The organism is Paenibacillus sp. NPDC056579, assembly GCF_042793215.1.
GTDB lineage: Bacteria > Bacillota > Bacilli > Paenibacillales > NBRC-103111 > Paenibacillus_S.
In genome coordinates, this window is the sequence record NZ_JBHTVD010000006.1 from 517,360 (window position 1) to 542,911 (window position 25,552).

Annotated in this window: 27 protein-coding genes and 3 pseudogenes; 10 read left to right on the top strand and 20 right to left on the bottom strand. The window is 43.5% G+C overall.

The window, feature by feature from the left end; all coding sequences use genetic code 11:
- The first annotated feature begins 99 nt into the window (after positions 1–99).
- On the top strand, positions 100–615 hold the full coding sequence (locus tag ACFQ88_RS24490) for a ferritin-like domain-containing protein (protein WP_379457729.1): 516 nt from the start codon (positions 100–102) through the stop codon (positions 613–615).
- Between the two features lie 119 nt (positions 616–734).
- Here the strand turns inward: ACFQ88_RS24490 and ACFQ88_RS24495 are convergent, their stop codons facing one another.
- The 4 genes from ACFQ88_RS24495 to ACFQ88_RS24510 all read right to left on the bottom strand — a co-directional run bounded on the left by ACFQ88_RS24495 (position 735) and on the right by ACFQ88_RS24510 (position 5,075).
- A complete protein-coding gene (locus ACFQ88_RS24495; protein ID WP_379457731.1) occupies positions 735–1,601 on the bottom strand; it encodes a GNAT family N-acetyltransferase in 867 nt (288 codons plus the stop codon).
- A gap of 305 nt (positions 1,602–1,906) precedes the next feature.
- Positions 1,907–2,431, bottom strand: coding sequence for a hypothetical protein (locus tag ACFQ88_RS24500; protein ID WP_379457733.1), 525 nt, complete (start codon positions 2,429–2,431; stop codon positions 1,907–1,909).
- Between the two features lie 548 nt (positions 2,432–2,979).
- A complete protein-coding gene (locus tag ACFQ88_RS24505) occupies positions 2,980–3,840 on the bottom strand; it encodes a GNAT family N-acetyltransferase (RefSeq protein WP_379457735.1) in 861 nt (286 codons plus the stop codon).
- A gap of 326 nt (positions 3,841–4,166) precedes the next feature.
- Positions 4,167–5,075, bottom strand: coding sequence for a LysR family transcriptional regulator (locus ACFQ88_RS24510; protein ID WP_379457737.1), 909 nt, complete (start codon positions 5,073–5,075; stop codon positions 4,167–4,169).
- Positions 5,076–5,236: 161 nt separating this feature from the next.
- Here ACFQ88_RS24510 and ACFQ88_RS24515 point away from each other — a divergent pair, with 161 nt between their 5' ends.
- Complete coding sequence (locus tag ACFQ88_RS24515) at positions 5,237–6,076, top strand: SDR family NAD(P)-dependent oxidoreductase (RefSeq protein WP_379457739.1); 840 nt, start codon at positions 5,237–5,239, stop codon at positions 6,074–6,076.
- A gap of 514 nt (positions 6,077–6,590) precedes the next feature.
- Here ACFQ88_RS24515 and ACFQ88_RS24520 read toward each other — a convergent pair.
- Positions 6,591–7,301: an SDR family NAD(P)-dependent oxidoreductase gene (locus ACFQ88_RS24520; protein WP_379457741.1), complete on the bottom strand. Its 711-nt coding sequence runs from the start codon at positions 7,299–7,301 to the stop codon at positions 6,591–6,593.
- Between the two features lie 104 nt (positions 7,302–7,405).
- On the opposite strand from ACFQ88_RS24520, the gene ACFQ88_RS24525 reads away from it, so the two are divergent.
- On the top strand, positions 7,406–7,765 hold the full coding sequence (locus tag ACFQ88_RS24525) for a MerR family transcriptional regulator (RefSeq protein ID WP_379457743.1): 360 nt from the start codon (positions 7,406–7,408) through the stop codon (positions 7,763–7,765).
- A gap of 128 nt (positions 7,766–7,893) precedes the next feature.
- On the opposite strand, the gene ACFQ88_RS24530 is transcribed toward ACFQ88_RS24525, so the two are convergent.
- The 11 genes and pseudogenes from ACFQ88_RS24530 to ACFQ88_RS24580 all read right to left on the bottom strand — a co-directional run bounded on the left by ACFQ88_RS24530 (position 7,894) and on the right by ACFQ88_RS24580 (position 15,299).
- A complete protein-coding gene (locus ACFQ88_RS24530) occupies positions 7,894–8,241 on the bottom strand; it encodes a hypothetical protein (RefSeq protein ID WP_379457745.1) in 348 nt (115 codons plus the stop codon).
- A gap of 67 nt (positions 8,242–8,308) precedes the next feature.
- Entirely contained in the window at positions 8,309–8,974 is a 666-nt protein-coding gene (locus tag ACFQ88_RS24535) for a hypothetical protein (RefSeq protein WP_379457747.1), read from the bottom strand.
- Positions 8,975–9,125: 151 nt separating this feature from the next.
- Complete coding sequence (locus ACFQ88_RS24540) at positions 9,126–9,896, bottom strand: class I SAM-dependent methyltransferase (protein ID WP_379457749.1); 771 nt, start codon at positions 9,894–9,896, stop codon at positions 9,126–9,128.
- A gap of 239 nt (positions 9,897–10,135) precedes the next feature.
- Positions 10,136–10,336 carry a cold-shock protein gene (locus ACFQ88_RS24545; protein WP_379457751.1) on the bottom strand — a complete coding sequence of 67 codons (201 nt, stop codon included), beginning with the start codon at positions 10,334–10,336 and terminating at the stop codon, positions 10,136–10,138.
- A gap of 462 nt (positions 10,337–10,798) precedes the next feature.
- Entirely contained in the window at positions 10,799–11,560 is a 762-nt protein-coding gene (locus tag ACFQ88_RS24550; RefSeq protein ID WP_379457753.1) for a glucose 1-dehydrogenase, read from the bottom strand.
- 125 nt (positions 11,561–11,685) lie between these two features.
- On the bottom strand, positions 11,686–12,393 hold the full coding sequence (locus ACFQ88_RS24555) for an efflux RND transporter periplasmic adaptor subunit (RefSeq protein ID WP_379457755.1): 708 nt from the start codon (positions 12,391–12,393) through the stop codon (positions 11,686–11,688).
- Positions 12,390–12,824, bottom strand: coding sequence for an HlyD family secretion protein (locus ACFQ88_RS24560; RefSeq protein ID WP_379457757.1), 435 nt, complete (start codon positions 12,822–12,824; stop codon positions 12,390–12,392). Before ACFQ88_RS24560 ends, ACFQ88_RS24555 begins: the two co-directional genes overlap by 4 nt.
- Before the next feature lie 140 nt (positions 12,825–12,964).
- Positions 12,965–13,408 (bottom strand): annotated as a pseudogene (locus tag ACFQ88_RS24565) (efflux RND transporter permease subunit); the annotation flags it as partial.
- Positions 13,363–13,596 (bottom strand): helix-turn-helix domain-containing protein, encoded by a 234-nt coding sequence (locus ACFQ88_RS24570; RefSeq protein WP_379457759.1) that lies wholly within the window; start codon positions 13,594–13,596, stop codon positions 13,363–13,365. The pseudogene ACFQ88_RS24565 and the gene ACFQ88_RS24570, both read right to left, overlap by 46 nt.
- Before the next feature lie 46 nt (positions 13,597–13,642).
- Entirely contained in the window at positions 13,643–14,149 is a 507-nt protein-coding gene (locus ACFQ88_RS24575) for a hypothetical protein (protein ID WP_379457761.1), read from the bottom strand.
- A 499-nt stretch (positions 14,150–14,648) separates the two neighbouring features.
- Positions 14,649–15,299, bottom strand: coding sequence for a TetR/AcrR family transcriptional regulator (locus tag ACFQ88_RS24580; protein ID WP_379457763.1), 651 nt, complete (start codon positions 15,297–15,299; stop codon positions 14,649–14,651).
- On the opposite strand from ACFQ88_RS24580, the gene ACFQ88_RS24585 reads away from it, so the two are divergent.
- The 3 genes and pseudogenes from ACFQ88_RS24585 to tnpC all read left to right on the top strand — a co-directional run.
- Positions 15,280–15,558, top strand: a complete 279-nt coding sequence (locus ACFQ88_RS24585) for a Rossmann-fold NAD(P)-binding domain-containing protein (RefSeq protein WP_379457765.1) — start codon at positions 15,280–15,282, stop codon at positions 15,556–15,558. The two genes, ACFQ88_RS24580 and ACFQ88_RS24585, sit on opposite strands and share 20 nt — an antisense overlap.
- A pseudogene (locus tag ACFQ88_RS24590) lies at positions 15,534–15,788 on the top strand (transposase domain-containing protein); the annotation flags it as partial. The gene ACFQ88_RS24585 and the pseudogene ACFQ88_RS24590, both read left to right, overlap by 25 nt.
- 3 nt (positions 15,789–15,791) lie before the next feature.
- Positions 15,792–16,803 (top strand): annotated as a pseudogene (tnpC, locus tag ACFQ88_RS24595) (IS66 family transposase); the annotation flags it as partial.
- Positions 16,804–16,912: 109 nt separating this feature from the next.
- On the opposite strand, the gene ACFQ88_RS24600 reads toward tnpC, so the two are convergent.
- Positions 16,913–17,854: an NADP-dependent oxidoreductase gene (locus tag ACFQ88_RS24600; protein WP_379457767.1), complete on the bottom strand. Its 942-nt coding sequence runs from the start codon at positions 17,852–17,854 to the stop codon at positions 16,913–16,915.
- 328 nt (positions 17,855–18,182) lie between these two features.
- Here ACFQ88_RS24600 and ACFQ88_RS24605 point away from each other — a divergent pair, with 328 nt between their 5' ends.
- Entirely contained in the window at positions 18,183–18,665 is a 483-nt protein-coding gene (locus ACFQ88_RS24605) for a TetR/AcrR family transcriptional regulator (protein WP_379457994.1), read from the top strand.
- 80 nt (positions 18,666–18,745) lie between these two features.
- On the opposite strand, the gene ACFQ88_RS24610 is transcribed toward ACFQ88_RS24605, so the two are convergent.
- Both ACFQ88_RS24610 and ACFQ88_RS24615 read right to left on the bottom strand, forming a co-directional pair.
- Positions 18,746–19,648 (bottom strand): NAD(P)/FAD-dependent oxidoreductase, encoded by a 903-nt coding sequence (locus ACFQ88_RS24610; RefSeq protein ID WP_379457769.1) that lies wholly within the window; start codon positions 19,646–19,648, stop codon positions 18,746–18,748.
- 408 nt (positions 19,649–20,056) lie between these two features.
- Positions 20,057–21,049 carry an NADP-dependent oxidoreductase gene (locus ACFQ88_RS24615; RefSeq protein WP_379457771.1) on the bottom strand — a complete coding sequence of 331 codons (993 nt, stop codon included), beginning with the start codon at positions 21,047–21,049 and terminating at the stop codon, positions 20,057–20,059.
- Between the two features lie 174 nt (positions 21,050–21,223).
- On the opposite strand from ACFQ88_RS24615, the gene ACFQ88_RS24620 reads away from it, so the two are divergent.
- Both ACFQ88_RS24620 and ACFQ88_RS24625 read left to right on the top strand, forming a co-directional pair.
- Positions 21,224–21,793 carry a TetR/AcrR family transcriptional regulator gene (locus tag ACFQ88_RS24620; protein ID WP_379457773.1) on the top strand — a complete coding sequence of 190 codons (570 nt, stop codon included), beginning with the start codon at positions 21,224–21,226 and terminating at the stop codon, positions 21,791–21,793.
- 939 nt (positions 21,794–22,732) lie between these two features.
- Positions 22,733–22,879 (top strand): WG repeat-containing protein, encoded by a 147-nt coding sequence (locus ACFQ88_RS24625; RefSeq protein ID WP_379457996.1) that lies wholly within the window; start codon positions 22,733–22,735, stop codon positions 22,877–22,879.
- Between the two features lie 359 nt (positions 22,880–23,238).
- Here the strand turns inward: ACFQ88_RS24625 and ACFQ88_RS24630 are convergent, their stop codons facing one another.
- A complete protein-coding gene (locus tag ACFQ88_RS24630; RefSeq protein ID WP_379457775.1) occupies positions 23,239–24,156 on the bottom strand; it encodes an alpha/beta hydrolase in 918 nt (305 codons plus the stop codon).
- A gap of 163 nt (positions 24,157–24,319) precedes the next feature.
- Here ACFQ88_RS24630 and ACFQ88_RS24635 point away from each other — a divergent pair, with 163 nt between their 5' ends.
- Positions 24,320–24,862 carry a TetR/AcrR family transcriptional regulator gene (locus ACFQ88_RS24635; protein ID WP_379457777.1) on the top strand — a complete coding sequence of 181 codons (543 nt, stop codon included), beginning with the start codon at positions 24,320–24,322 and terminating at the stop codon, positions 24,860–24,862.
- The last annotated feature ends 690 nt before the right edge of the window (positions 24,863–25,552 follow it).

Genomic DNA, 25,552 nt, shown 5'->3' on the forward strand with positions numbered 1-25,552 from the left:
GGGTATTGTGTCTGAAGACTACTTACCCCACTAATTGCAATAACTCTTAGGCGTGATCAGCATATAATGCATAGAATTCCATATTAAGGGGGAGTCCTTTTGTATTATAGAATTAATGACGAAACTAATGCTGCAAGATCTGTGCCTTACTATTCGATGGGGTGGAGATTTCGACAAAATGGCTTGCAATCGCCTTATCATGTATTGCAGGAATCGCTGCATTTTATTCAGGAAGCTGTGGCTGGTGAGAGCAATGCAGAAAAGTTCTACGAGAAGCTTCTTGAACTGGCACCATCTGAGGAAGACCGCAGCGTGATTACTTCCATACGTGAAGATGAACGGAGACAATTGCAAATATTAAGGGAGATTTATTTGGCATTTACAGGAAGGGAAGTCCCAGCGTCTGCTCTTATGGAGTATAAGGAACCGGCATCGTATAAAGATGGATTAAGGATAGTTATATTCAATAAGTGGAAAACGAACCAGAACGCAGGAAACCTTCTGGCTGCTATGCCTACAGGATATTATCAGAACCTGTTGGCCAAAATTGCTGTTGATAATGTTACTATTGTTTCTAAATTTAATTATTTGCTGGCTAAGCTTCCTCACTCATAAACAGACTTGTAAGTTTCGGTTCACGAAAAAACGACATCACCATAACGCGCCGCCGTATCTTTACTGTATATTATGCTCTTATTTTCTAAAGTAGTAGAAGTTCTGTCCGCATCATTCAACTATTCAAATTTTAACTGGAGCGAATCACAAATTGGCATATAGCCTATCTTTTGATAGATGCTATTAGATGTGGGATTTGCTAAGTCCGTATATAAAACGCACTTAGTAAACCCTTTATCCAATGCAAGTTGGCTTATTTGCGCCACAATTGAAGTAGCGTAACCCTTCCTGCGCTCATATGGAGGGGTATATACAAATGCCACGCCAATAGCCGTCTGCATTTCCCTTGTATATCCTGCCATAGAAACGGGTATCCCGTTGTCCTCTAAAATATAGAGTTTTTTCGATGCTATTCGGTAGAGGTAAGGGTCTGCATCTTGCGGGATGGACATTTCTGTTTTGCCATAACTCCCCGCTGCATAAAATGCTTCAGCCCAGTATGGGAAAAAGTGAATATCCTTTTCATCTAGCAATCGAACGATACCAACCTTTTGAATGTCTGGGTTCACTGCCGTAAGTTCATATATACGTTGGCTCATGGTTGTTTTGAAGGTTATTCCCTTGCGCAAGGTATATTCTTTGGCAAAATACTCTGCCAAGGTTATTTCAGTTATCACACCTGGAATTTCACGGTCTTTCAGCCCATCTATCAGACAGTTTATAGCTTCTGGGTTAATTATGTTGTCTGTTGCATAAAGCGTAATATTGTGTGGCGGTGTCATTATGGCGGTAAGTTGTATGCCCTTAGCATCCGAAATAGTTGCCATAAGCCAATTTACAGGGTCACGCCAGTCTGTTTTGTCTTTTCCTTCATGCCCAATTATGATATTGCCAAGAGGAATCAAATTTTGTGCTTCATGCCGCATCAGCACATCATAGGTATCATTGTAAAACTCATGCACATCCGTATACAACTTGAATTGCATTGCAATATCACCCTTTCATCTGCGGAGAACCGTATCATAAAAGCTATGATTGCATTATCCTACCCGAAGCATAACGCGGCCACTTATTAATGCCGGCATAGCGTCTTGGTTGTTTAATCAGCTATCGTACCCGTTAGCTTAACGCCAGTGGCCAGTCTACAACATTTTTTACTTAGTTTATCAAGACCTAAATTAATAAATATCAGTCATAATAAAGGGTTCCGTATTTTAGTCATGAATAATATGTGGAACCCTTTATATTTAACTATCGTATTCGTTAGAAGTAAGCATTGTACATTCATTTGTTAAGCATAAATTCCCCATTCATATATGAAGTAATAATCATTGTTTTGACAAAAAAACTTATCATATACGTGTCCTTTTTTTAATCTTAGCACTTCCGGATTATCAGTAATTTTTTTCAATAAATTACTAACTTCTTTTTTTGATACATTTAAGCTATCTAAATCACTTTCTACTCTATTAATAAAATAATCTATATTAACGAACTCCAACTGAATACCTTCAAATTTTAAATAATTTTCAGGTATCCATATTTCTTTTAGAGCCTTAAGCCACTGCAAATCATCAGAAGAAGGCTGTTTAGTAATATCCCATTCATGCATGTCATGTAAGTCTTTACAAAAAATCGCTGAAAATGCCTCGTTAATACTCAAGAATTGGTCACTCTTTGTAAAAATTGTATCTATCGCCATATAACCCTTTGAAAAATTGTATTGTTCAAATATAATTGTTGATAAATTTACCCCTGCAACTTTCTTAGAAAAAAGGTCCAAATCGTTAAACAGTTCTTTAATGTTACTTAACAAATAATCCCCCCTAGAATAGAATACCTTGCTTAATAATAATCCAATGCAATTAAACTAATCACTCCGTTAGCTTAGCTATCTATTATGTAATAATCTGATGGGTTATGTTGTTGAGATAGAAAGGGGAAAGCCGAATGTCAAATTCACACTACATTTTTAAAAATGGTTATTTGTATTATCTTTTAAAGAAAAGAGATGATTTCGTTGTGCTTGTGTTCGAAAAATCTCGCGGGACTTTCCAAGACATCTTTGAAAAGTGTGTTATTTTTAAATTGGACCATGAAAGTGACCTCTTAACATTTGACCACCGAGAAGTCATTAAGGCCGGTACTAAATTCACTGATGTTGGCTACTTCCTAAGGTCAAGTAATGTCAATGAGATTATTAGACTGTTGAGGATAAAGAAAATTTCCTAAAACCTTGCAAATAGCAAGGTGAAGACAGCCAAATTGGCAGCTTGCCACATTGTATTAATGTCGTTGTACATTGTTTATTAAGCTATCGTACCCGTTAGCGGAATCACACATTCAATAATTCCTTGGTCTTTTCTATTGAATATCGAGTGCCAGAAGTTCCAGTTTCACAGGAAAACTGTAACCCATTGATTCCAACAAAAGTAACTTATCCTTTTCTTGTTCATTTACCAACGTCTCAACATTAATTCGCCCGTTTTTTAGATGATATTCAAATGCCTTAGTTATTAGAAACTCACTAAGTCCCTTGTTTCTCCATCGTGGGATTACAAACAACCTTTCAACCGCACCAGTTTGCCAACACATAACGCTTCCAACAAGTTCCTCGCCTTCATACGCCCCAATGGTGTGTAATTCTGGTCCCCCCATCATCCATTCCAGCATATTGATGCTTCTATTTACAACACCTTGATAAAACTGCTTTTCAAGTTCAGTGTATTTTACTCGTTCCTCTTTTGTTTTCATGGAATGATGACGTATAGTAACACCACTTGGCATTTTGAATTTAGGAATGCATTCACTCAACGATTGCTTTGCAAAGTAAAACTTTTGATAGGAAGAAGAAAAACCTTGTTCTATGAAAAATTCCCTATCACCATCAAAATCATCCCACGCAACCAACTTTGTTTTCTTTCCAGGATTACGAATCGCTAAACAGATATCAACTAATGAAGGGTATATTATTTTCCTCACTTCATCAATTCGCTCAGAACCCTCTTCGTTAACATGAATCACAATTTCCATTACGTTGTAGTCATCAGCTATTCCTTGACGCACATATCCTACAGTGATGAGTTTACTATCTTCGTTGAATACACAGCTCATCTTTTGATGCTCAAAATCTTTGTTGTGTTTAAAAAGTGCCCATGCTTTATGGCTTAGTTTCATTACACTATCCTCTAAATCCGAACTATAAGGTCGAACTATCATAGACATCCATACTATCTCCCTTGTGAGTTTCATTCTCTACATAATACAAAATGGATAAATATTTACAAGGTAATCTTTATTAAAAGTAGTTTCATCCACACTGAGCAAAACTGCGCGTTAGTATAATGCGGTTGCCGTTCCATACCGGCAGCCACGTCTTGGTTATTCATCGAACTAACGTACCCGTTAGAGTAAATTATAAAAATATGAAAACCCCGTCTAATTTTCAAGTAATCTCGGTGATTTTTTTTACTACTTCACCGTTAACTAAAATAGCCTCGTTATCTGTCACCCTTTCGACCTGCCTTTGGTACAATCGTCGCGCCTCGACATCACTCAACCTTAGGTAAAACATTACCTTGTATTTCTTTTATGATTTCCAAGAATTGCTCAACTTCTTTGGACGGATGTAATGGATATATCAAACCATATGGAACTGCGAAATCTAAATCACTAGGGATCGTCACCAAGGATGGATGAATATCTGCCCACGCCTCCAATGTTAGCATAACCGTATTACTTTCCTCGCAGCGATTAAACACATCAAGATCATAGAGACGCGGAACATCCTTAATTCGTATTTGAGGATGATTCATTATCAGGAAATCACGTATGTCATGAATGACGGCACTTTCCCCACCATTCACTACAGCCAATTTTTCCCCATACAAATCTTTGACAGAAAGTGTTTTTCTTGAAGCCAGCCTATGTTGCCGAGATACGGCAAAGCAAACTCGGTAACTCCCCAGTTCAAGCACACGGTAGTAATCCTTCAAGTTATCTGTAAGAAATGGCCCCGCAATGATATCGAGTGATTGGCCTATCATGCGGTAAGTTGTTGGGAGTGTATGTGCGTCATCTTCGAAATGAACGATGTTTATTCCGAATTGCGGGTATAGGTCGCTAATTCCATTCCACAAATCAATCAAAACCTTACAGGGGTTAAGCATAGAAGTGCCCGCTCGAACAATATGCCGATTTGCCTGTGCGGACTGATGCATGCGGATAAGAGATTCTTGAAAATACTGCAGCATAAATTTCGCATCTTTGATAAAACTTATTCCTGCCTTTGTGAGCCTGACACCGTGGTTGGTACGGATAAAAAGCGGGATTCCGGCTTGCTTTTCCAACAAATTCATTTGCTTCATCACAGCAGTTGAAGAAATAAAAAGCTTTTCGGCTGCCTTAGAGAAGCTTCCGGACTCCGCCACTTGAACAAACGTCTTCAGTTGCTCAATCATTCAGGAAGGCCCCTCCTTTTGCATAAACCATAAGTTAATACCATGCTAACTTATTTGAAATTCCGTATCAAGCTACTAAACTGTAACATTAGAGAAGAACGAAAGGGAAAACAGAAGCTTTAAAAATACTACAGACAGGAAATGTATTGGAGGAGAATACTATGGAAAACAAAGTCTGGTTCATTACAGGAGCCTCTCGCGGATTAGGACGCATTTGGGCCGAGGCCGCACTCTCTCGCGGGGATAAGGTTGCCGCGACCGCTCGCACACTGGAAAGCATCGTCGACCTTAAGGAACGTTTTGGAGACGCTGTTCTCCCCTTAACGCTCGATGTAACGGATTCCCGGCAGGTCGAGCATGTCGTTCAGCAGGCTCATGCGCATTTCGGCAGGCTGGACGTCGTCCTAAACAATGCCGGTTACACGCTGGTTGGCACGACTGAGGAGGCTGACGAATCCGCCGTCCGCGAACTATTTGACGCCAATTACTTTGGTACGCTTCGTGTCATCCAAGCTGCCCTACCTCTGCTTCGACCACAGGGCAGCGGGCACATTCTCGGCGTCTCAAGCGCCATGGGTCTTGTTGCGGCGCCGCTCATTGGCTTCTATTGCGCCTCCAAATGGGCAGTCGAAGCACTGCACGACAGCCTCGCTCAAGAGGTTAAAGGCTTCGGCATTAAGGTCACGTTGCTCGAGCCGGGCGCCTTTGCCACCGACTTTGGAAGCCCCTTGTCCATGAAGACATCACAGGTATTGGAAGTTTACGCTGAACTTCGAAATCGGGTGTCCATTCGATTATCGACCGAAGAACGAGGCGATCCGAAGGCGACGGCCGAAGCGATTCTTCAAATCGTAGACGCCGAGGACCCACCTCTGCGGTTTGCGGTCGGCGCTGGGGTCTTGCCTTTGGTGCGCGGAACCTATGCCGATCGTTTAGCCACTTGGGAGACATGGGAAGCTGTTTCGAACGGAGCGCAAGGTAAACCGATAAGCCATCGTTAGAATTCGAATTAGCAGACAGTAAAGAAACAGGGATCAGCTGCCAAGGCAGTCTGTTCCCTGTTTTTGCAATGCTTCCAACAGATCCTAGACTGCCTACCGCACAAAATTATTTACGGTTGCATTGAAAGCTGTTAGTACACAAAAAGATGATCGATATCAATCGATTGGTGAATACTTCGAAGCGTGGAACAAAGCTATAGCGGATATTATTAGTTGATCAAAGCGAGATCAAAGAAGGGCCATCCCAAAAAGATGGCCCTGGAACTTGCCGTTACAGACAGCGCGGAGAACCGCATCATAAATGATTGCATTATCCTACCCGAAGCATAACGCGGCCACTGATTAATGCCGGCAGTAGCGTCTTGGTTGTTTAATCAGCTATCATACCCATTAGTTGAATAGTGGGTTAACCCCAACCCCGATATGCTTAATTTAGTTTGCCTAGAATCTTGTACGCAAAAAACTCTTATCCACGATATGGGCAGCAAGAGTTTTTGCTTTCGGCAGTTGCGAGTTACCAGGCGTAAACGCCCTTCTCATCCAAGAATTCGCCATTATGACGTTTACTATCTGTTGCATAACCCACTATAATCGCAGCGGCGGCTTCTTTCGATTTACCGCCGGCGGCATTTCCGTTAAGATCTGTTGAGGTGAATCCAGGCGTTACCGCGAATACTTGAGCGCCACTGTTTTTGACTTCATAAGCCATTGAAAGTGTCATGGCATTGTTGGCCGTTTTAGATGAGTTATAATCGAACGCGTTTAAAGTAAATTCAGCATTTTGCATATGGTTCAGAGAAGCCATGTCGGTCGATACATTGACGATTGTGCCTTCGTTATCTTTGATTAACGGGAACAAGTGCTGGTTCAAACGGAAGGTCCCGAAAAAGTTAACTTCGAAGGCATTCCGTAGATCCTCCTCTTTGGTATCCGTAAAAGAACGGGAGAAAGCGCCCGGCATGCCAGCGTTATTGATCAGAAGCTTCAAGTCCGGATAATTCCTGTTGATTGTATCGGCTGCTTGTTCGATGGTTTTCAAGTCACCCATGTCGATTTGTACTAATTCTACGTCTAACCCCTTGGAAGTTAACTCGGAAACGGCTGCTTCACCCCGTTCGACACTGCGTGCGCCAAGGAGGACTTTCCAGCCTGCTTCACCTAACTGCTTAACGATTTCAATTCCGATTCCTTTATTTGCTCCGGTTACAAAGGCGGTCATTTTCATGCGAATCCTTCTTTCCCTAAATTGATTTTTCTTTAACGATTTATAAGTTACTATGCTACACTAAGTGTAGGTCAACAATTAATTTTTTATAAAAGAGGGTTAGTATGTTAACGATTGGAGAAGTGGCGAAGGAAGTCGGAATCAATATTGGAGCGATCCGCTTTTACGAAAGAAAGGGACTCTTGAAACCCGCTGCCCGAAGCGAGCAGAATAACCGTCTTTATACGGATGATGATCTGAGCTGGCTGGTTTTTATCAAATGTCTTCGTGAAACCGGGATGAGTGTGGAGGACATCAAAAAGTATTATGATATGGTGAACGAAGGAACCTCCACCCTGCCAGAGAGAATCAAACTGATTGAAGATCAAAAGCAAAAGCTGCTGAAAGATATTGAGGAGAAGGAAGCGCAGCTCGTTCATTTGGAAGAAAAACTTAAGCGCTATTATCGCGGGGAAAATTATTAATATATGCAGGGTCATAGACTAAATTTTGATGTCATGAAAGGCAATGCGGCTGCCGTTCTATGCCGGCAGCTGCGTTATATTTATTTATTGAGCTAACGTACCCGTTAGCGCAATGGTTCCTTGAACTATTAATATTCGCCATTGTATTCTGAAAAACTCGTTTTTCTTATGCGAGAAATATGATACGGTACATAGCGATTCTTTGTATCTGGTAATACATTTTCGATAAAGTTAATTGCTGCCTGGACTATTTCATCAGAATTAAAAAAGCTTTCATCTAAAAATCCACTAAGTAATGCTGCATCTTTACCCTTATATTTCAAACAAAAGTACCCGTGACCAGGATCAACATGAACTAAATTGATAATTTCATCTTCATGCTGTTCTCTTTGTTTATCATAAAATCTTACCACTGTATCATGGTCATTGAAGTACAATTCAACATCACACGAGATGGTATCGTATACAAACTTCATTGTCTCCTCCTTTATAAAAAGCACTTCAACAATCTGGATGAATAAGTTATCGTACCCGTTAGCTTAATCATTTCTTGCTAGAGATGCTAGTTCCAACGGAGACAGCGACTCTCCAATCTTTATATAAATCGTTAAGCTCACTTGTTGTTTTAGAAACAAAATTCTCTATAACATCCTCTCTTAAGTATATAGGAGTTATCTGGGGTTCATTTTCCCTATTACGTAGCCATTGTAGCTTTATATCACGGTATTGACTTACTTCTAGTTGGGTTAACAATGGCTCAATAGTGTAAGCATCTGCTACATGTAGCTTGTTTAGAACATCGTTTGTCCATTTCTCTCTCTTTGTTAGGTCAAATTCTACCTGATTCGACTCCTTATTATAGATCTTCCTTATATCATCTTTGTTACCTTGGTACTCCTGTTCAAAATTCGCATACACAGTGTCCGTCCATCTAATGTCCGCATAAATATGAGCGAAATATCCAAGGGTGTAATCTTTCCAGTCAACGTCATCATTTAAGTTTAAATAATACAAACATTTTTCCTCAAGCATTTCAATACTAGGGAATTTATCTTTGTGTACAAAATGAGTAATCCCCTTATCTTTTCTAGTTACATTTTCTCTTACATGGATAGCATCAGGAGCAATACTCCCAATTAAAAAACTCGGAGTTGGTTTGCATAAACAAAGTTCTGAAGCAATGGCAAAATGGACCATCGGATATGGCATCTAAAGAACCTCCGCAGATAAGAAAGTGGAAAGGATGATGTACATCCATTAAATATACCACATATTGGAACTATCCTGCCCGTTACTTCAATGAAACAGGGAGCAGCGCCGCATTGGTCTGCTCCCTGTTATGGTTGAACTATCGTACCCGTTAGTTCAATTGCTTCTTTGCAATAATGGCCACGCTTATAGGTAAGTAAGACATGATTGTCTTACTGCGTTCTTCTGTTTCAATCATGGTTTCTATTCTAAATCCAGCCTCTGAAATTGCATTTATTATATCTCCCATTGTATGAAAGAAATTTACAGTTGGCTTATTAACGTCAACTCCATATTTTCTTCCAGGTGCAGTTGCATCAAAATTATAGTATAGAGGAGATCTATCATGATAATTCCGTTTTATCGTCAAAAATTCATTACTTTCCTTTATAAGTTTCGTCAATGGATGCGGGCCAACATACAATAGACGACCACCAGGTTTTAATACTCTGTACCATGTTTTGAATGCTTTTTTAATATCCTCATACCAAACAAGATAAGTGGCATAAACAACATCGTACATATCATTATTAATTGGAGTTAACGTTTGTGCGTCAGCCACTCGAAAATCAATATCAAGACCTACTTTTTTCGCATTATCAATAGCTATTTCTATTGCAACTTCACTGATATCACATGCAGTGACCTTCGCACCTAAGTTCGTCCACGAAAACGCTTGACTAGCGTCACAAGCACAACAAGTATCAAGTAGTCTTAATCCCTGTACATCGCCTAATAATTGAAACTCAAACTCATCAGATACCCCACCATTTGTATAAAACTCATAATAATCAGGTTTATCCTTCAATATTACTTCCATATATTTTCCTTGATACGCGTCCCACTGTTCTTTAATTATCATGAGGTTATCTTTGTGATTCACTATTCCAGCCCCTTTACATGGTAATATTATACATTTATTAGTAACGAATAGCTTGAGAACTTTTTATTTTAATAAAACTAAACTGCCCGTTAGCGTAACGCGGCTGCCGATCATTACCGGCAGCCGCGTCTTAGTTGTTTATTAAACTATCGTACCCGTTAGTTCAGTAACTTCATGGGAAAAAGATAATAAAAAGCCTGCTCTTGACATATCGTCAAGAACAGGCTTGGATGTCAGTATTACAGTTTTACGACATTCTCCGCTTGAGGTCCACGTTGGCCTTTAACAACATTGAATTCAACGCGTTGCCCTTCATCCAAAGATTTGAATCCTTCGCCTTGAATGGCAGAAAAATGAACGAATACATCGTCGCCGTTTTCCCTTTGAATGAAGCCAAAACCTTTTTCCGCATTAAACCATTTGACAGTACCTGTTTCCATTTGTAAATAACCTCCAAAATTTAAATGCCCCAACAAAACCGGACTATTCACTAGTATATCTCAAAGAAGACACAAAATCTGTTGGAATTTGTCTTTTTAAATATATATAAAGCATTTTTAGATCGATTATGAACTAACGTACCCGTTAGTTTAATGAACTCCTCATCTACCAAGTAAAAACAGACTCTCTCCTAGATATAATTGGTACGACTCAAAACTGAAGAATCAATAAACATATCAAAACAATATTGGCTTTCAATTTCGATAGTTAAGTCACCAGTTTCAAAATAGTGAACTTTTGTCATTGGTTTATGATACAGATAGTGCGTTAAAACAGATATAAAGTCTGTTCCGTGACGTTCGGTAATTCCGACAACAATATCGTTTAACCAATCGTTGATTGGTTGTTCAACAAATCGTTCGAGACTACATTACATTCGGCTCTACTTCAGCAAGTCGGCATTAATATGCCGTCCAACCGCCGTCTGCCGTAATAACGGTACCGTTGATGAAAGCAGAATCATTGGATGCCAAGAAGACTGCAATGGCTGCGATTTCTAGCGGATCGGCCGGCTCCTTTCGCTGCGTTCCTGCTCCTTCTTTGAACGTCTCAAGACCATCCATGTCAATATGAGGCATCGAATTTACGATGTTGGTTTGAACGCCTCCTGGTGCAATGGCATTGCACCGAATACCGGATTTGGCATAGGAATAGCCCACATTTTTGGTCAAACCTACTAGTCCATGCTTTGAAGACGTATACGCTGCGCCGCCCTTACCGCCTGTTATGCCGGCAGTCGAAGCGATATTGATGATGGCTCCTTCCCCCCTATCAAGCATGAAAGGGATCACTTTGCGGATCGCGCGCATGGGACCGGTAAGATTGATCGCCAATACTCGTTCCCAAAGCTCATCCTCCACGGTCCCGACAAGACGGAACTCATCCATAATTCCGGCATTATTCACCAGGATGTCCACACTTCCGAATGAATTGGCAGCCTCGTCCACCATCGTTTGGATATCTCCTTCTTTTCTTACGTCGGCTACGACGCCAATCGCAGTTCCGTCGGCCCGGTTTATCCCATCGACAACTGCGTTAATTGCATGATAATCAAGATCCGCAACCACAACCTTGGCACCCTCTTTTGCATAAAGCTCCGCGATCGCCTTTCCAATTCCAGATGCAGCACCCGTTACGATTGCAACTTTATTATGCAGTTTCATTCAACTCTCCCCTTATAAGCAGGTTAACGACCAGGCGGCCGGTGCTTAATACTTACCGCCTGGGAATCTGCAGCACTAAGATTCTTTTTCCATGCATGGTTTTTCATGATCGTCTTCTCTCCTCATTACGATTGTGTCGAACTTGAGCTCTCTACCTTTTGGCCGTCCTTCAAAGTGTTCTGACCGTTTACCACGAGCTGCTCGCCTTCATTAACTCCTGCCAATACCTCTTGAAATTCCCCATTTATACGTCCAAGCGTTACTTTTCGCTTAAGATATTGATCCCCTTGCCGGATAAAGACAAAGGTATCCGATTCTTCACGGATAACGCTTAATGTTGGCAGCACATGCACTTTCTCTTCCACTTCCGTTGTAAGCTGAACCATGAATCGTTTGCCCGGTTGAAGCTGCAGAGCTTTGTTCGGTATTTCCAGCTCTAGCGTATACGTTTTTGTTGCAGCGCTCATTATTGGCGCCAAGTAGCTGATTTTAGCTGTTCCCTTGGTATCGGGCATATCCGGGTCGTAATATACGATTTCTTGCTTGCCTTTCACCAACTGGTAATGGTTTTCCGACAATTCCGCAGCGACCTTGATCGGATCGGTTTGCTGGACTTGTCCAACCTTTCCTGCTGAAGAGGATACGGACTGGCCGACGACAACTTGGAAATCAGTCAGGATGCCGCTTCCCGGCGCTTTTACATTATAGTTTTCCAAGGAGAGCACAGCTTCATTGAGAGACAACTGCGCTGTTTCAATCTGGGTTTCATAAGAAGCGATGGTATTGGAGCTGTCATTGGCACTCAATTTATTTTTGGCGGATTCCAAACTCATGCCGGCATTATCGACAGCTTGTTTTGATTGATCAACCTCATGCTATAATTTTGGGTTGCATTTTGAAGCGCCGTTTCTGCGCGAGTTACATCATCGAGTAGATTTTTGTGATTATTCTCATTATCCAGCCGTACTTTCTGCAAGGCTTCCCCTGCATTTTTAAGCGAAACCTCGCTCTTCTTCATGGCAATCTCGGCTGCCTTGCTATCGATAACAAAAAGCACATCTCCTTTGTTGACATAGTCTCCGCGGCTCTTAAGAACCTGTGTAACTTCGCCATTGGCTTTGGAGATAATGTCCAGCGTTGTTCCCGCCTTTACTTCAGCCTCTTGCTCTATGGGGGCGCAACGCTCGTTGTGGTTCCGATTGTCTATGAAATCATTGAAAATATGAAATATCGATTCCGTCAGCGATTCACGCGTCAGCGCCACAGTGAGCTCGAGGCATAATAGAGAAATAAAGGAGGAAACAAGATGAGAAAGACTCTGATCCTGACGTTAGCAGCGGTGGCCATCGTAGCGGCAGGCTGCTCTCCAGGAGCAAACTCGGCAACAGTCCAATTAAGCCCAAGACCGGTCAAAACAGAACCGATCACCAAACAGACCATAACTTCGCCGGAAAATCCCAGTGCCAGCGGTATCAACGCGACAATCGTCGCTCCGGCAGTCATCATGATCGGACGCAATCGCACCTTTCCGGCTTCTATCAACGCATCACGAACAATATAGCCTTCTTCACGGAGCTGCTGCGCTCTGTCAATAAGGACAATAGCATTGGTCACCACAATTCCTATAAGCATGAGGAAACCAATCATGGAGGTTGCGTTTAACGGTTCTCCGGTAAGGACTAGACCGAGAAGGCCGCCAATTGCCGCCAAGGGAAGCGAGAAAAGGATGGCAAAGGGAGCACTGGCATTTCCAAAAGCCAGTACCATAATCAAATAAACAACAAAGACTGCAGCTAACATAGCTATGAACAATTGAGAGAAGTTTTCATTAATATCTTCCGACACCCCAACAAGAGGATGCCAAGGTATTCCTCCAGCGTTTTCACGCGGGCGCTGATGCTCGACAGGCTGACTCCGAGCGCGTTGGCCGCATGGCAGAAGTTCAGGTATTCGGCGACGGCGAGCGTCTGGATCAGCGACGCGAGGGGAATGCGCGACCCTAGCGAGGACGGCACTCCCCATTGACGTTCGATCATCGGTGTTGAACGCCGTCGTATTATCTGCCCTTCAACATCATTCTGCTTACATCTGGGCAGTCGAGTCGAATTTCGCAAGCCTGCCCTGCCTGCGCAAATGGACGATTTGGGCTGTCATGCCAACGATGAGAATGACGAAAAGAATGGCTTGAGAGCCTAGAAGAATTGGTGATTTCAGATCAGTGACTATGGGGTGGCCGTTTGGAACACGGCGCAAGATTTCAGAAACGGTCAGTACCATCAGCAGAAACGCAGTCAGGCTGAGGAAGATTGTTTCGAGGTACTTGCCCGCACGCCCAAACCTCGAAATACGCCCGATGCCGTATCCGGCGAGCAGCAACAGGATCGTTGCCGCACCAATACCATAGCTAGCCGACTGATGTGCGATGGGGAAAACTGTGGCAGCGCCGATCAGCATCGAAATGAAGTAGACGACACCGGGCCTTGAACGAGGCACAATCCGTCCGTAGCGAGCAAACATATATATAGCCAGCGGAATGGCGGGCAAACTGCTGAGCGTATGCACCCAGCCGAGTGGTGAAATTCCAAACATAATTGTCTCCTTCCAGTCCTTAAGGACAAGGGTGATTTGTTCTGTGCTGTCTGTAGATTGGCACGAGCCGAAACTAGTGGCTAACAGCATCTCTGATCGAGTCGTTGATGGCTTAAGATGGCCGGCCTATGCAGCCTTCCTCCGCAATTGGCCCACGGTCAGCCACATGGCTGAAACAAGAAAATAGAACGCACCTAATGCGACACAGCAAGTCACGTTGGTGATGGATGGAGCCATCGGCATTCTCACTGTACGATGAAGAATGTGCCTGCCAGCGCGGATTGCCTCATCATGCACTAGTCTTTGTTTGAACCCGGCAATTGCCTTCTCGACATCAAGCGTCGAAGCGCGGTCAACTTCGCCGTACTCACTGTAGTCAGACAATGTGTACGCGGCATGCCCTGTATCGGCATTTGGCAGATATGAAGCGATTTGTTCATAATACGAGCTTATCTCTCAGTAGTACGTAGCCTGCTCTGGATGGGTTAAGCTAAAGGGGTCATGTTGACCTCCTTTCATCTCGATCATCAAGACTGCAACCATCGCCGTCACGGCTTTCATCACAAGGGAAGCGCGAAGCGAGTCGCTCCAAGAGCGGGCCTGTCACGACGCCGAATATCTTTGGATCGCCATAGGCCCGCGCCGAAAGCATCGCGCCGTGAACGGTCGCCATGAACGCTTCGGCCTCGGCACGAGGTGTACTCGTCAGTTGAAGTTGCCCGTGCCGCGCGCCGCGCTCTATCACGGATGTCAACCACGCCGACAGGAAGCGGAAATGCGCACGGACTTCTAGGCCAACCTCCTCGGGCAGGACGGGGAGTTGGCTTGCCAACAGCGCGCAGATACAAAACGGAGCGCTGGCGTCCGCGATGCAGGCTTCCCAATAACCAGCGTAGAACCGAAGCAGTTCGAGCGGATCGGATACCTGACGTTCGAGATTCGCCATCCCTACTTCAGCCTCTTCCCGATACCGCGCAACCAGCGTTCGGACCAGATCAACCTTGCTTGGGAAATGGTGATGGATGCTCGCCTTACGAATCCCAACCATTTCAGCGATGTCGGCATAACTGAAACCGTTGTAGCCGCCAGCGACGATCAGATTACGTGCACAAGCCAGAATGTTATTAGAGGTGATAGATAAATTTTTCATATCAATAGCCTACCAACTAGTAGGTAGATTGTCAAATGGTATAATCGTGATTGCACCTGGCGGTTTTAGAACTGAGTTTAACAAAGTGGCCTCTCTAGTAGTTGCAGCTAATAGAATATCTGATTATCTGCCTCTTTACGAAGGTATTAAAGAGTTTATAAGAAATGATGGCAATCAACTTGGTGATCCGGAAAAGGCTGCAGAGGTTTTCATTGAATTAGTTAATTCCCCCAACAACGATCCATCAAGCCATTCGTAATTGGAAGAAAAAACTGGTTATTTGCGAACACGCCTCGCGGCGCAAAGGCAAGTGCGGCGATCTACAGCGTCATCGAGACGGCGAAGGAAAATGGACTTCTTCCGTTTCAATATTTAAAATACCTGTTCGAACAGCTCCCACAGCTTCAGGATACACAAAATCCAGAGGCGCTCGAGCCTTATTTGCCATGGTCATCTTCGCTTCCAATTACTTGTCGTGTAATGGGATAGGAATTATCTAGCTCGAGGTTAAGTGACGCTTACCCACTCTACAGGCAGGAGCAACAGTTTGCGCGTCTGGGGCTGACGATTTCCAGGCAGACGCTGGCCAACTGGATGATGTACGGCGCGGATCTGGCTGGCGCTGCTGGTCGGCCGGATGCGCGAGCATTTGCTAAAGCAGGACATCCTGCATGCAGACGAGACGACTCTCCAAGTGCTCCGGGAGCCGGGCAAGTCTGCCGAGACACAGTCTTACATGTGGCTGTATCGAACCGGCCGTATGGGGCCGGCGATTGTCCTGTATGACTACCGGCCAACCCGTGGCGGCGAGAATCCGCGTGAGTTCCTGAAGGGATTCGGAGGCTACTTACATGTGGACGGCTATGCGGGCTACCACAAAGTGGCCGGAGTCACTTTAGTCGGATGCTGGGCGCACGCGCGTCGCAAGTTTGACTAGGCGTTAAAGGTGCTGACCGCATCGCAAGACAAAACGAAAACGACGACGCAGCAGGGGCTCGACTTCTGTAATCAGCTCTTCGCTATTGAGCGAGAGTTGAAAGAAGCGACTTCCGAAGACCGGTATACCCAAAGGCAGGAGCGAAGCCGCCCTGTACTGGAGGGTTATTTAGCTTGGCTTCGTCAGCAACGTTCTCGTACGCTGCCTAAAAGTCTACTTGGGCAAGCCATCACCTACAGCCTAAACCAATGGGACAAGCTGTCGAAATTCCTTTATGATGGGTGGCTTGAAATTGACAACAATAGAAGTGAACGCGCCATTAAACCCTTTGTTATCGGGCGCAAGAACTGGCTGTTTGCGAAAACGCCTCGCGGCGCGAGGGCCAGCAGCACCATCTACAGTGTTATTGAAACTGCCAAGGAAAACGGACTTAATCCGCTCCAATACTTGACGTATTTATTTGAGCAGTTACCGCAGCTTTCGAATCCACAAGATCCAGAAGCCTTAGACCGGTTGCTTCCGTGGTCACCATTGCTACCTTTAACTTGCCGCGTATTTAAATCCTGATTTGATCATAGAACAGCCCTCATCTTGGTAACAAGATGGGGGTTGTTTGGCGCTTACTTAATAAGGTTACGAATGAGTAAATCCGGATTCTAAGATACTCATAACTCCGCTATCTCTTAATCACTACTTTTCCTCTTTTGTGCTTGCTTTCGCTCTGGTGATGCGCCTCGGCTATTCCTTGTGCGGTAAAAGGAAAAACCCCATCCACATGAACCTTCAGTTTTTGCTCCTCGACAATGCGGACAATGGCTGAAAAATCGCTGTGGTTCGGCTGAACATGAACATATTGGGCTTCTATTCCGCGAATCTTCGGATGATCGGCGATCGCTGGAGATACCAGGGAAATGAGCTTGCCGCCGTCCTTCAATACTGTGTAACTTTTCAGAGCAGTTTCTCCTACCCCCATATCCATTTTCATCACCATATCCAGTACAATATCTACCGAGCTTACGGCTTCTGCAAAATCGGTTGTAGTATAATCAATGACTTCGTCGGCACCCATCTGTCGCACAAATTCGTGATTCTGCGTACGCGCTGTTGCAATCACGTAGGCACCATGTTGTTTGGCCAGTTGAACTGCTATATGCCCCACTCCCCCTGCGCCGGCGTGAATCAGAATCCGCTGCCCCGGCTGCAACTTGCCATATTGAAACAGCGCCTGCCAGGCGGTGAGCGAAACGGCCGGCAGAGCAGCGGCTTCCTGAAACGAAAGAGTGGGCGGAATGACAACCAGTGCATTCGCTTCCACTGCCACATAGTCCGCATAGCCGCCTGCAGTAACCAACCCCATGACGCGGTCGCCAGGCTTCACATGCGTTACCTTCTCTCCGATCTTTGTCACCACGCCCGCTACGTCGACACCGAGAATATGCGGGAACTGGAGCGGAAACAAATGCTTGCCTGCCCCCGACCGGAATAAATAATCTGTTGCATTGACCGAAGATGCGTGCACTTCCACGAGTATCTGGGTTTCTTTTAGCTCAGGTATATCTACCTCTAGTTCTTGTAACACTTCAGGAGCTCCGTATTCGTGCATAACAATTGCTTTCATGATCAGTTCCTCCTATACATTTTAATCGAACATTTATTGATATATAAACATTCGTTCAATATAATGATCTTACAAGCGCTGCCCACTCGCTTCAATAGGTAAAACAACCGCATTCGTTCATTATTCAACAAAATCCGGCTACTTGTTCATTAAGAAGCAATCGTAAGATTACATCCATTCAAATTCAAAATTACATACACGTCGCTTCATGTAACAAATCTGCAAAACACCCAAAAAGGAGGAACCTATGGACCGACGAATACGCAAAACACGGGAAGCCATTTACGAGGCCTTTATCGGACTATTGGCAGAGTAAAATTTTGAGCAAATTACGATTAACGAGATTGCGGACCGAGCCAATGTAAACCGGGGTACTGTTTATTTGCATTATGAGGACAAATTCGATCTGCTGGATCAGTGTATAGAGACTCACATGGCCCAATTGTTTGAAAGCTGCCTGCCTAGCGGCGACACTTCTCATTTTCCTTCCAAAGCTTCGCTGCTCCGCACAGTCGAATATTTGGAGCAGCATGCTTTCTCCTATACCACTTTGCTGACCAACAAAGGGGTCCCTGCGTTTAGAAAACACTTGCTGGCTGTACTGCGGCAGGGCTTGAGTGAACAAATTGAAATGAGCGACATCAACCGAAACATGAACAAGGAAATACTTGTACAATATCTGGCTTCGGCTGCCGTTGGCGTACTGGAATGGTGGATTACCCGCTCGATACCCTATCCCGCAAAGGATATGGCAGAACAATTGTGGGCGCTGATGGAACGCAATCAAATGGTGCCTCAGCCGTCGGATTAAGGAGAAAATTTGAGCGCTCTCATTTCGTGGAGCGTGCCACACTTTATCATCAAGATGTGGGCTATTTGACGCTTACGAAGTTAAACGAAATCTTCTTCTGTCAGTTCCATGTTGATGCCAACCGCCGCTTTGCTTCCGCCTGCTGCAGCATAAATCAACTGGGAAGGCATTACGTAAGCAGCATCCCCGGCAGCATACACACCCGGAACCGTGCTTTTGCCCCACTCATTCGTGGCGATACCGCCAAACTCATTTACCTCATAACCGAGCGAACCCTGAAAAGACGCCTTCGGTTTCCATTCCGGTGTAACGAATCCTCCCGTTCTCTCGATCCGCGTGCCATCCGCAAATTCCACCTGCCGCAATTTCCCCTCATGACCGATAAACTGCGCTACTGCTTGTTCAACCACTTCGATGTTTCTGGATTTCAGCAGCTGTTTCTGCTCGGCATTCAGAACAGCATGCCCATTTGTACAAATCACAAGATCTTTACTCCAGGTATAGAGCAACTTGGCCATATAAAACACTCCAGGGTTCTCGGAAACAACAATTAACGGCTGATCTCGAAGCTCCCAACCATCGCAGTAGGGACAATTGAACAAACTTGTTCCATAATAATCACGCAAACCTGGAATGTCCGGAAAAACCTCCCGAAGTCCCGTGGTGATCAGCAATTTGCGTGCTTCAATCTGTTTTCCGGTTGACGTCACGACGACGAACATGTTGTCGGTTCGGTGAATCTCGGTTACTTCCCAAGGTAAAAGTTCTACGGAGGGATACCCCTGAACCTCCTCATATGCAATACGCCTGAATTCCGCTGGTGTCACACCGTCTCTTGTAATAAATCCATGGGAGGCATGTGTAACCGCATTTCGGGGCTTACTGTTATCGAATAACGCAACACTGCGCCTGGCCCGCCCAAGTACCAAAGCCGCATTTAGTCCTGCCGGGCCTCCGCCGATAATGGCACAATCATAACTCAAAAGGATCTCCCCCTTAAATGTTACCTAGTAAAAGTGATGTGTTTATTAAGGAATTTCTCACAATCTAACGCAGCCATACATCCACTGCCCGCTATCCGCGGCATTGCAATATTGTTGTCCTCTCATCCTACTCACCTCCTTTCACAGGCCACTTTTTATTTCCGTGGGGAATTTTGTCTGTGCGTGACGGGGAACCTATAAGGAATTGCTCGGGACAGCATTCAGTTCCGCCGGCCTCCACCGATAATGGCAAAATTCCAATCGTCGCAATAAAATCCTTCTTACGTATCACGTTTATTAATCGATATTATAGTTATAATATCTATAAATAGTCAAAAAAATGGTCGATTAATCCATTCCCTTGAATCGCCCGGCCAGTTCATGAATTTTTTTGTTTTTCAGATACGTTTATACCATGTTTTTCGATATGACGATTTTTCCCCGTTTCGGCAACTCTTCGCTTTTGCGATACGCCTGAAGTAGACCTTGAGCAGTAAAGGGATAGGTCTCATCAATGTAGATCCTCAATTTGTTCTCTTTCATATGGTTGACAATAGATTCAAAATCGGTACGATTAGGTCTTGCATGGAAGTAAAATGCGTCAATATTGCGGACCTTCGGATATTCATTAATCGCATACGCCCATAATGAAATATAGGTACCGCCATCCTTGATGACCGAGTAGTTCTTCTTTCCAATTTCTCCTGGTAACCCGGTGCTAAAAGCTGAACTGAAAGTAGATTGGTCCATTGCGGTATCCAATACGATATCAACAGGCTCCGATATTTCGGTGGCAAAGTCGACTTTAGTGTAGTCGATCACCTCATCCGCACCGAGCCCTTTGACGAAATCATGATTATAGTCTCTCGCGGTTGCGATAACATATGCTCCATGTTGCTTGGCCAACTGAACTGCCACATGCCCCACACCACCGGCGCCGGCTTGTACGAGGATGCGTTGCCCCGGTTGAAGACGGCCATGCTCAAACAGCGCTTGCCATGCTGTCAGGGCAACCGCAGGCGCGGCGCCTACCTCTTCGAAGGAAAGACTCTCAGGGATAATGGCAAGATGATCTTCTTCTACCGCAACATAGTCCATATAGGAACCTATCGGCACAATGCCCATAACACGATCTCCCGGCTTGAAATGACGAACATTTTTTCCAACCTCTTTTACGATGCCGGCTACTTCATTACCAAGAACAAGAGGTAACTGAGCAGGAAACATTTCGGCCATCGGACTTTGAAGAATCGCGCCACTACGTAATAAAATATCTGCGGGATTGATGGATGAGACACGCATTTCGACGAGAACCTGTGTGTTGGTGATTGTGGGAACCGGCACTTCCAGTTCCTCTAACACTTCGGGAGTTCCAAAGCTTGTCAAAGCAATTGCTTTCATGATTCTGCCTCCTCATAAGTTTAAACAAACGTTGAATTTTCAACATATGTTATATATAATGAAGTATATCAAGGCGGTAGATAGTGTTCAATGGTTAAAACAAGCTCCATTGTTGGTTTTTCAACAGAGGGCTTCGATATGTTCATTTTGTATGGGATAAAGGGGGAGAATGATATGGACAGGCGTATTCAAAAATCGAGGCAAGCGATTATGGATGCTTTTATGAGGTTGATGTCGGAAAAGGATTTCGAGAGCATGACGATCAACCAAATTGCGGAGGAAGCGAATGTCAATCGAGGAACGGTGTATCTGCATTTCGCTGACAAGTACGATCTGCGCGATCAATGCGTGGAAGCACAATTAAACCAGTTGCAGCTCAGTTGTATGCCTGAAGAGGGCTTGGTTCTTCTCACTTCCAAAACCGCGCTGCTGCGTACGTTTGAATATTTGGAACAGCATGCTTCATTCTATTCCATAATGCTGACTAGCAAGGGAAGCGCGGTTTTCCGAAACCAATTGGAGACAATGTTCCGGCAAAGTCTGAGCATGGTTTCGATCAGTCTCGATCGGGAACTGAACAGGGACATTACGGTACAATTTTTAATTTCAGCGGGAGTGGGTTTATTGGAATGGTGGATTACCCATTCGATGCCGTATCCACCATCGGTCATGGTTGAACAATATTGGAAATTGTTGAACAGATTCCAATTGCAAATGTTCGAAGAAAATAGCGTATTAAAATGACTCAAAACCGTTAGAGCCTCCAGTGTTTTGAACTATTGAGATACGATATTTCAATAAAACAGCGACAGTCTATCCTGAAATAACTGTATTTCATCATCCTGATGGTGCCGCGTTAGTGGCATGGGCGTCTAATACTCAATTTTCTTTAGACACCAAATAACGGATAAAACGTCTTTCCTCCCGCGCCTTCGCTTGAGCTATATCCTCCACCTGTGGACAATATGGCATTGGTAATAATTGATCATTATTCCATCTCATGCGAAGGATTATAACTCTCAAAGTGTAGCCATACTCCGACATTGTGAATCACTTCACACCTTAACTATATTAAAATAACTGTCTTGACATCTTGTAGCACCATACACAACCTCTTATTGAGTTTGACTTGTAAGTACGAAGAATATGGCACAACAGCACAAGCATTTATGTATGAGTACGGAAATATTGACACAATCGTTAAAAGCAATTCAGTTCAATCGCAAGTTGTGAATTATTGTAAAGATGAGATTTCAATTTTCCACCAAGCACTGTTCCATTGTTCATGAGCTGATATTCCTGATTCTTCACAGAACCAATTGACCATTTCTGTTAGTTCACGTGTTCCAACGTTACCAAAAAGTTTCTTGATGTAAGTTAGTAAAAGTAAATATCGAACTCTTGGAGAAGGATGGAGTGGGCTATGAAGTGTCGGGTCAGTTTTACCAAGGGTAGTGGTCAGTATTGCTGCAACATATCCAGCTAATTGAGCTGGCTCTAGGTAAACAGTACATTGACGTAGACTTACTAACGATACAATTTGGAAATCAAATTGCTGCTACAATTCTGTTATGAATTTTATCGTTAGCGTCAAATGGGAAAATAGCTGTTATTGATATTCACGGCAATGTTGTACTGGACCCGATTTATAATAGTGTAAGTATAAACAATAAATACGGCTTTATTGATAAAGAGGGCATTGTTCAAATCCCATTTGGGTTTAAGTTTTCGAATGGTTTTCACAGTGGTCTGGCATCAGTTCTGGTAGGTAATAGATACGGGGTTATAAATAAATCAGGAGAAATAGTTATTGAACCCAAAATTCAATGACGTAGGAAAGCGTTGGTAAAGCAGCGGCTGGATAGGAGATACTCACTGCCTGTAATGCGCACCTTGCACTATGTCGCAAGATGAATAAAAAAGTGAAATCGAACCTCCAAATGAATTCAGTTAAAATTGGATCCATTCCCAGTGATAACTTCGACTATTAGAGGTCTCATCGTACAAAGTAATCTCAGATAAAAATAAACACAATCCGGTTTCTTTCACCGGATTGTGTTTATTTTTAAGAGTCAATGTATTACTAGATTCAAAAAGAGCTTCCGCGTCGTCGTTAAGCCTCGGACGTACCTGGTGTTGTTTCAACACGGATACGTCCAAGATAGTTTTATGGCTGTGTTGCATGAATATTAAAGATTTTCTTTGAAAAAAACACCTAATTTTTCAACGGCTTTACTCACTGGCTCTGGTCTATCGTACAGGTCATAGTGGCCTGCCCCTTCTACTACGAACAGATCTTTTTTCTCAGAAGCAGCTCGGTTATAAAGGTCATGACCATCCTTGTATGAACCAAATGCTCCTTGTACACCACCGACTATGATTTGCAAAGGCTGAGTCAGTAAAGTGTCTGCCAAGTGGAAGGCATCAAAGGCGATGATTGAGTCCACAGTAGTGAATTTCAATTTGTTCGGAGAATTAGGGTGCTGGCCCCTTGGTGTTCTGTAGTAATCAACAGCTTCTACTATGTCGAGTTCAGTCATGCCAGCCGCTTCTCTTTCTGTGTGACTGCTAGGCACCCATTGTGAAATAAGAGGATCGGCTCCGCGTGCTTCAGCTGTGCGTTGTTGGGCAACTTGCTCCAACATTTTGATTGGATCGAATTCACGATATCCACGACCTATATTCGCGACGGAAACCGCACCAACTGCTTTGATACGCCGTTCTGTCATTGCAGCATTAACAGCATATCCGCCTCCTGCACAAACACCTAACACGCCAATACGATTTTCGTCGACATAATCTAGTGTAGTTAGGTAATCAACCGCAGACCGAATATCCTCAACACGTGCAGCCGGGTATTCGGCATAACGAGGCTCGCCTTCACTTTCTCCTTGATAAGATGCATCGAATACAATGGTAACATACCCTAGATCAGCAAGTTCCTGTGCATAGATTCCTGCCGTTTGTTCTTTACAACTGCTACCCGGATGAACACAGATAATAGCTGGATTTTGTTTCTTTTCTTCATCATACTTTGGTATATTTAATATCGCTGCTAACTGTAGTCCATGCGCCGTAAATGATACTCTCTTTTGAATAACTGTCATACTTTTATACCACCTTTGTTTTTATTACACTTGTGCGTGTTAAGTGCCTTGTGTATATTTATAATATAATAAATGATCAGTTGATCCAATAACCACATTGTGAGTTATGGGTGTTAATACACATTATGTTTTATGTGTGTACAAACTGAAGGAGGCTTTCAGTATGGATAAAATAGATCGAAGAATTGTAAAGTCTAAACAAGCGATTCAATCGACCTTTTTGCAAATGTTAGTTAAGGAAGGGTTCGACGAGATTACAGTTAGAAGTATTACGGAACAAGCCAATATGGGCCGAAAGACATTCTATCTTCATTATGTTGATAAGTATGATCTGTTAGATAAGATTGTAGATGACCATATTTTGCAATTGCGACAAATATGTGACCAAAAAAAAGATATGGGGATTATAGAGGGTTCGATAATATGGTTCTCTTATTTTGAGCAGCATAAATTATTTTTCGCTTCTTTGTTTAAAAGTAAAAGCGCTTCATCATTTCGTGGGAAGCTGTTGTCGTTTACTACAGATGAGATAGACAAAAAACTTCATAAGGATTCGCGGCCCCTTATTGATAAGAATGTTTTCTTGAAGTTTTTAGGAACAGCAACCATGGGAGTACTGGAGGCTTATGTACTGGATGAAATAGATAGTGATATTGAAGGTTTAGCAGCGCAAGTAGTGCAATTATATGAGAAACTTATGATCTAAATTGACCTGTTTCAGTTAAATAACATTAATCGCGTTCCTGAAGTGCTTTATACGCGACATCAGAATAAATGCAAGGATAAGGATCTGGAGTTGCTGCAAGCTTTTTTCCCTTCCGTTAGTATGGTACTGGGACGGTGAACTTGTTTGAATCCCGCTAGGCGCGTCCGATTAATCACCGGTGGTAACTTTAATGGCGGATCAAATTTGACTTCAATGGCAACAAGATGGCTTTAAACTTGCGCGTGGTTCGAAAGTTACTTTCGGGATGTAGTGAGGCCGTGGAGCTAAGAAGCCAATTTCAGACCCAACTAGGAGATCTATATCTTACTGTGTTTATTCGGACTGTACTGTTTTTTCCATGGTGCCAGTTCGATTAGCTTAGTTATGCTCCATGACGGAGAGATTATGCAAAATTAATTGCGAAGCGCTTCATGTTACAAAGACAAAGAGCGAATGGCAATCTCGCATCGATTTTGTTTCCTCTGTAGATTCCATTCGTCCCAAAGTATTGAAAGGCCAATCCATAAAATACAGAAATTCCCTGAAATAGCGGTGTTGAACCGATTTATCTAAAGTAAAATGTACTCAAATTCATAGTTATTAAATCCATTCTTATTGGATTTGCTTGTCCCAATAATGGTCCTAAACAGGTCTGTTCTGCCGGGTGATGCCCGTACGGATGGGAGAGGA

Bases quoted from the DNA above. Each gene is read 5' to 3' on its own strand.
- ACFQ88_RS24495 (WP_379457731.1), bottom strand. From the start codon at position 1,601: ATGCAATTCAAGTTGTATACGGATGTGCATGAGTTTTACAATGATACC.
- ACFQ88_RS24505 (WP_379457735.1), bottom strand. From the start codon at position 3,840: ATGTCTATGATAGTTCGACCTTATAGTTCGGATTTAGAGGATAGTGTA.
- ACFQ88_RS24510 (WP_379457737.1), bottom strand. From the start codon at position 5,075: ATGATTGAGCAACTGAAGACGTTTGTTCAAGTGGCGGAGTCCGGAAGC.
- ACFQ88_RS24515 (WP_379457739.1), top strand. From the start codon at position 5,237: ATGGAAAACAAAGTCTGGTTCATTACAGGAGCCTCTCGCGGATTAGGA.
- ACFQ88_RS24520 (WP_379457741.1), bottom strand. From the start codon at position 7,301: ATGAAAATGACCGCCTTTGTAACCGGAGCAAATAAAGGAATCGGAATT.
- ACFQ88_RS24525 (WP_379457743.1), top strand. From the start codon at position 7,406: ATGTTAACGATTGGAGAAGTGGCGAAGGAAGTCGGAATCAATATTGGA.
- ACFQ88_RS24530 (WP_379457745.1), bottom strand. From the start codon at position 8,241: ATGAAGTTTGTATACGATACCATCTCGTGTGATGTTGAATTGTACTTC.
- ACFQ88_RS24535 (WP_379457747.1), bottom strand. From the start codon at position 8,974: ATGCCATATCCGATGGTCCATTTTGCCATTGCTTCAGAACTTTGTTTA.
- ACFQ88_RS24545 (WP_379457751.1), bottom strand. From the start codon at position 10,336: ATGGAAACAGGTACTGTCAAATGGTTTAATGCGGAAAAAGGTTTTGGC.
- ACFQ88_RS24550 (WP_379457753.1), bottom strand. From the start codon at position 11,560: ATGAAACTGCATAATAAAGTTGCAATCGTAACGGGTGCTGCATCTGGA.
- ACFQ88_RS24555 (WP_379457755.1), bottom strand. From the start codon at position 12,393: ATGAGTTTGGAATCCGCCAAAAATAAATTGAGTGCCAATGACAGCTCC.
- ACFQ88_RS24570 (WP_379457759.1), bottom strand. From the start codon at position 13,596: ATGATCGAACGTCAATGGGGAGTGCCGTCCTCGCTAGGGTCGCGCATT.
- ACFQ88_RS24575 (WP_379457761.1), bottom strand. From the start codon at position 14,149: ATGTTTGGAATTTCACCACTCGGCTGGGTGCATACGCTCAGCAGTTTG.
- ACFQ88_RS24580 (WP_379457763.1), bottom strand. From the start codon at position 15,299: ATGAAAAATTTATCTATCACCTCTAATAACATTCTGGCTTGTGCACGT.
- ACFQ88_RS24600 (WP_379457767.1), bottom strand. From the start codon at position 17,854: ATGAAAGCAATTGTTATGCACGAATACGGAGCTCCTGAAGTGTTACAA.
- ACFQ88_RS24615 (WP_379457771.1), bottom strand. From the start codon at position 21,049: ATGAAAGCAATTGCTTTGACAAGCTTTGGAACTCCCGAAGTGTTAGAG.
- ACFQ88_RS24620 (WP_379457773.1), top strand. From the start codon at position 21,224: ATGGACAGGCGTATTCAAAAATCGAGGCAAGCGATTATGGATGCTTTT.
- ACFQ88_RS24630 (WP_379457775.1), bottom strand. From the start codon at position 24,156: ATGACAGTTATTCAAAAGAGAGTATCATTTACGGCGCATGGACTACAG.
- ACFQ88_RS24635 (WP_379457777.1), top strand. From the start codon at position 24,320: ATGGATAAAATAGATCGAAGAATTGTAAAGTCTAAACAAGCGATTCAA.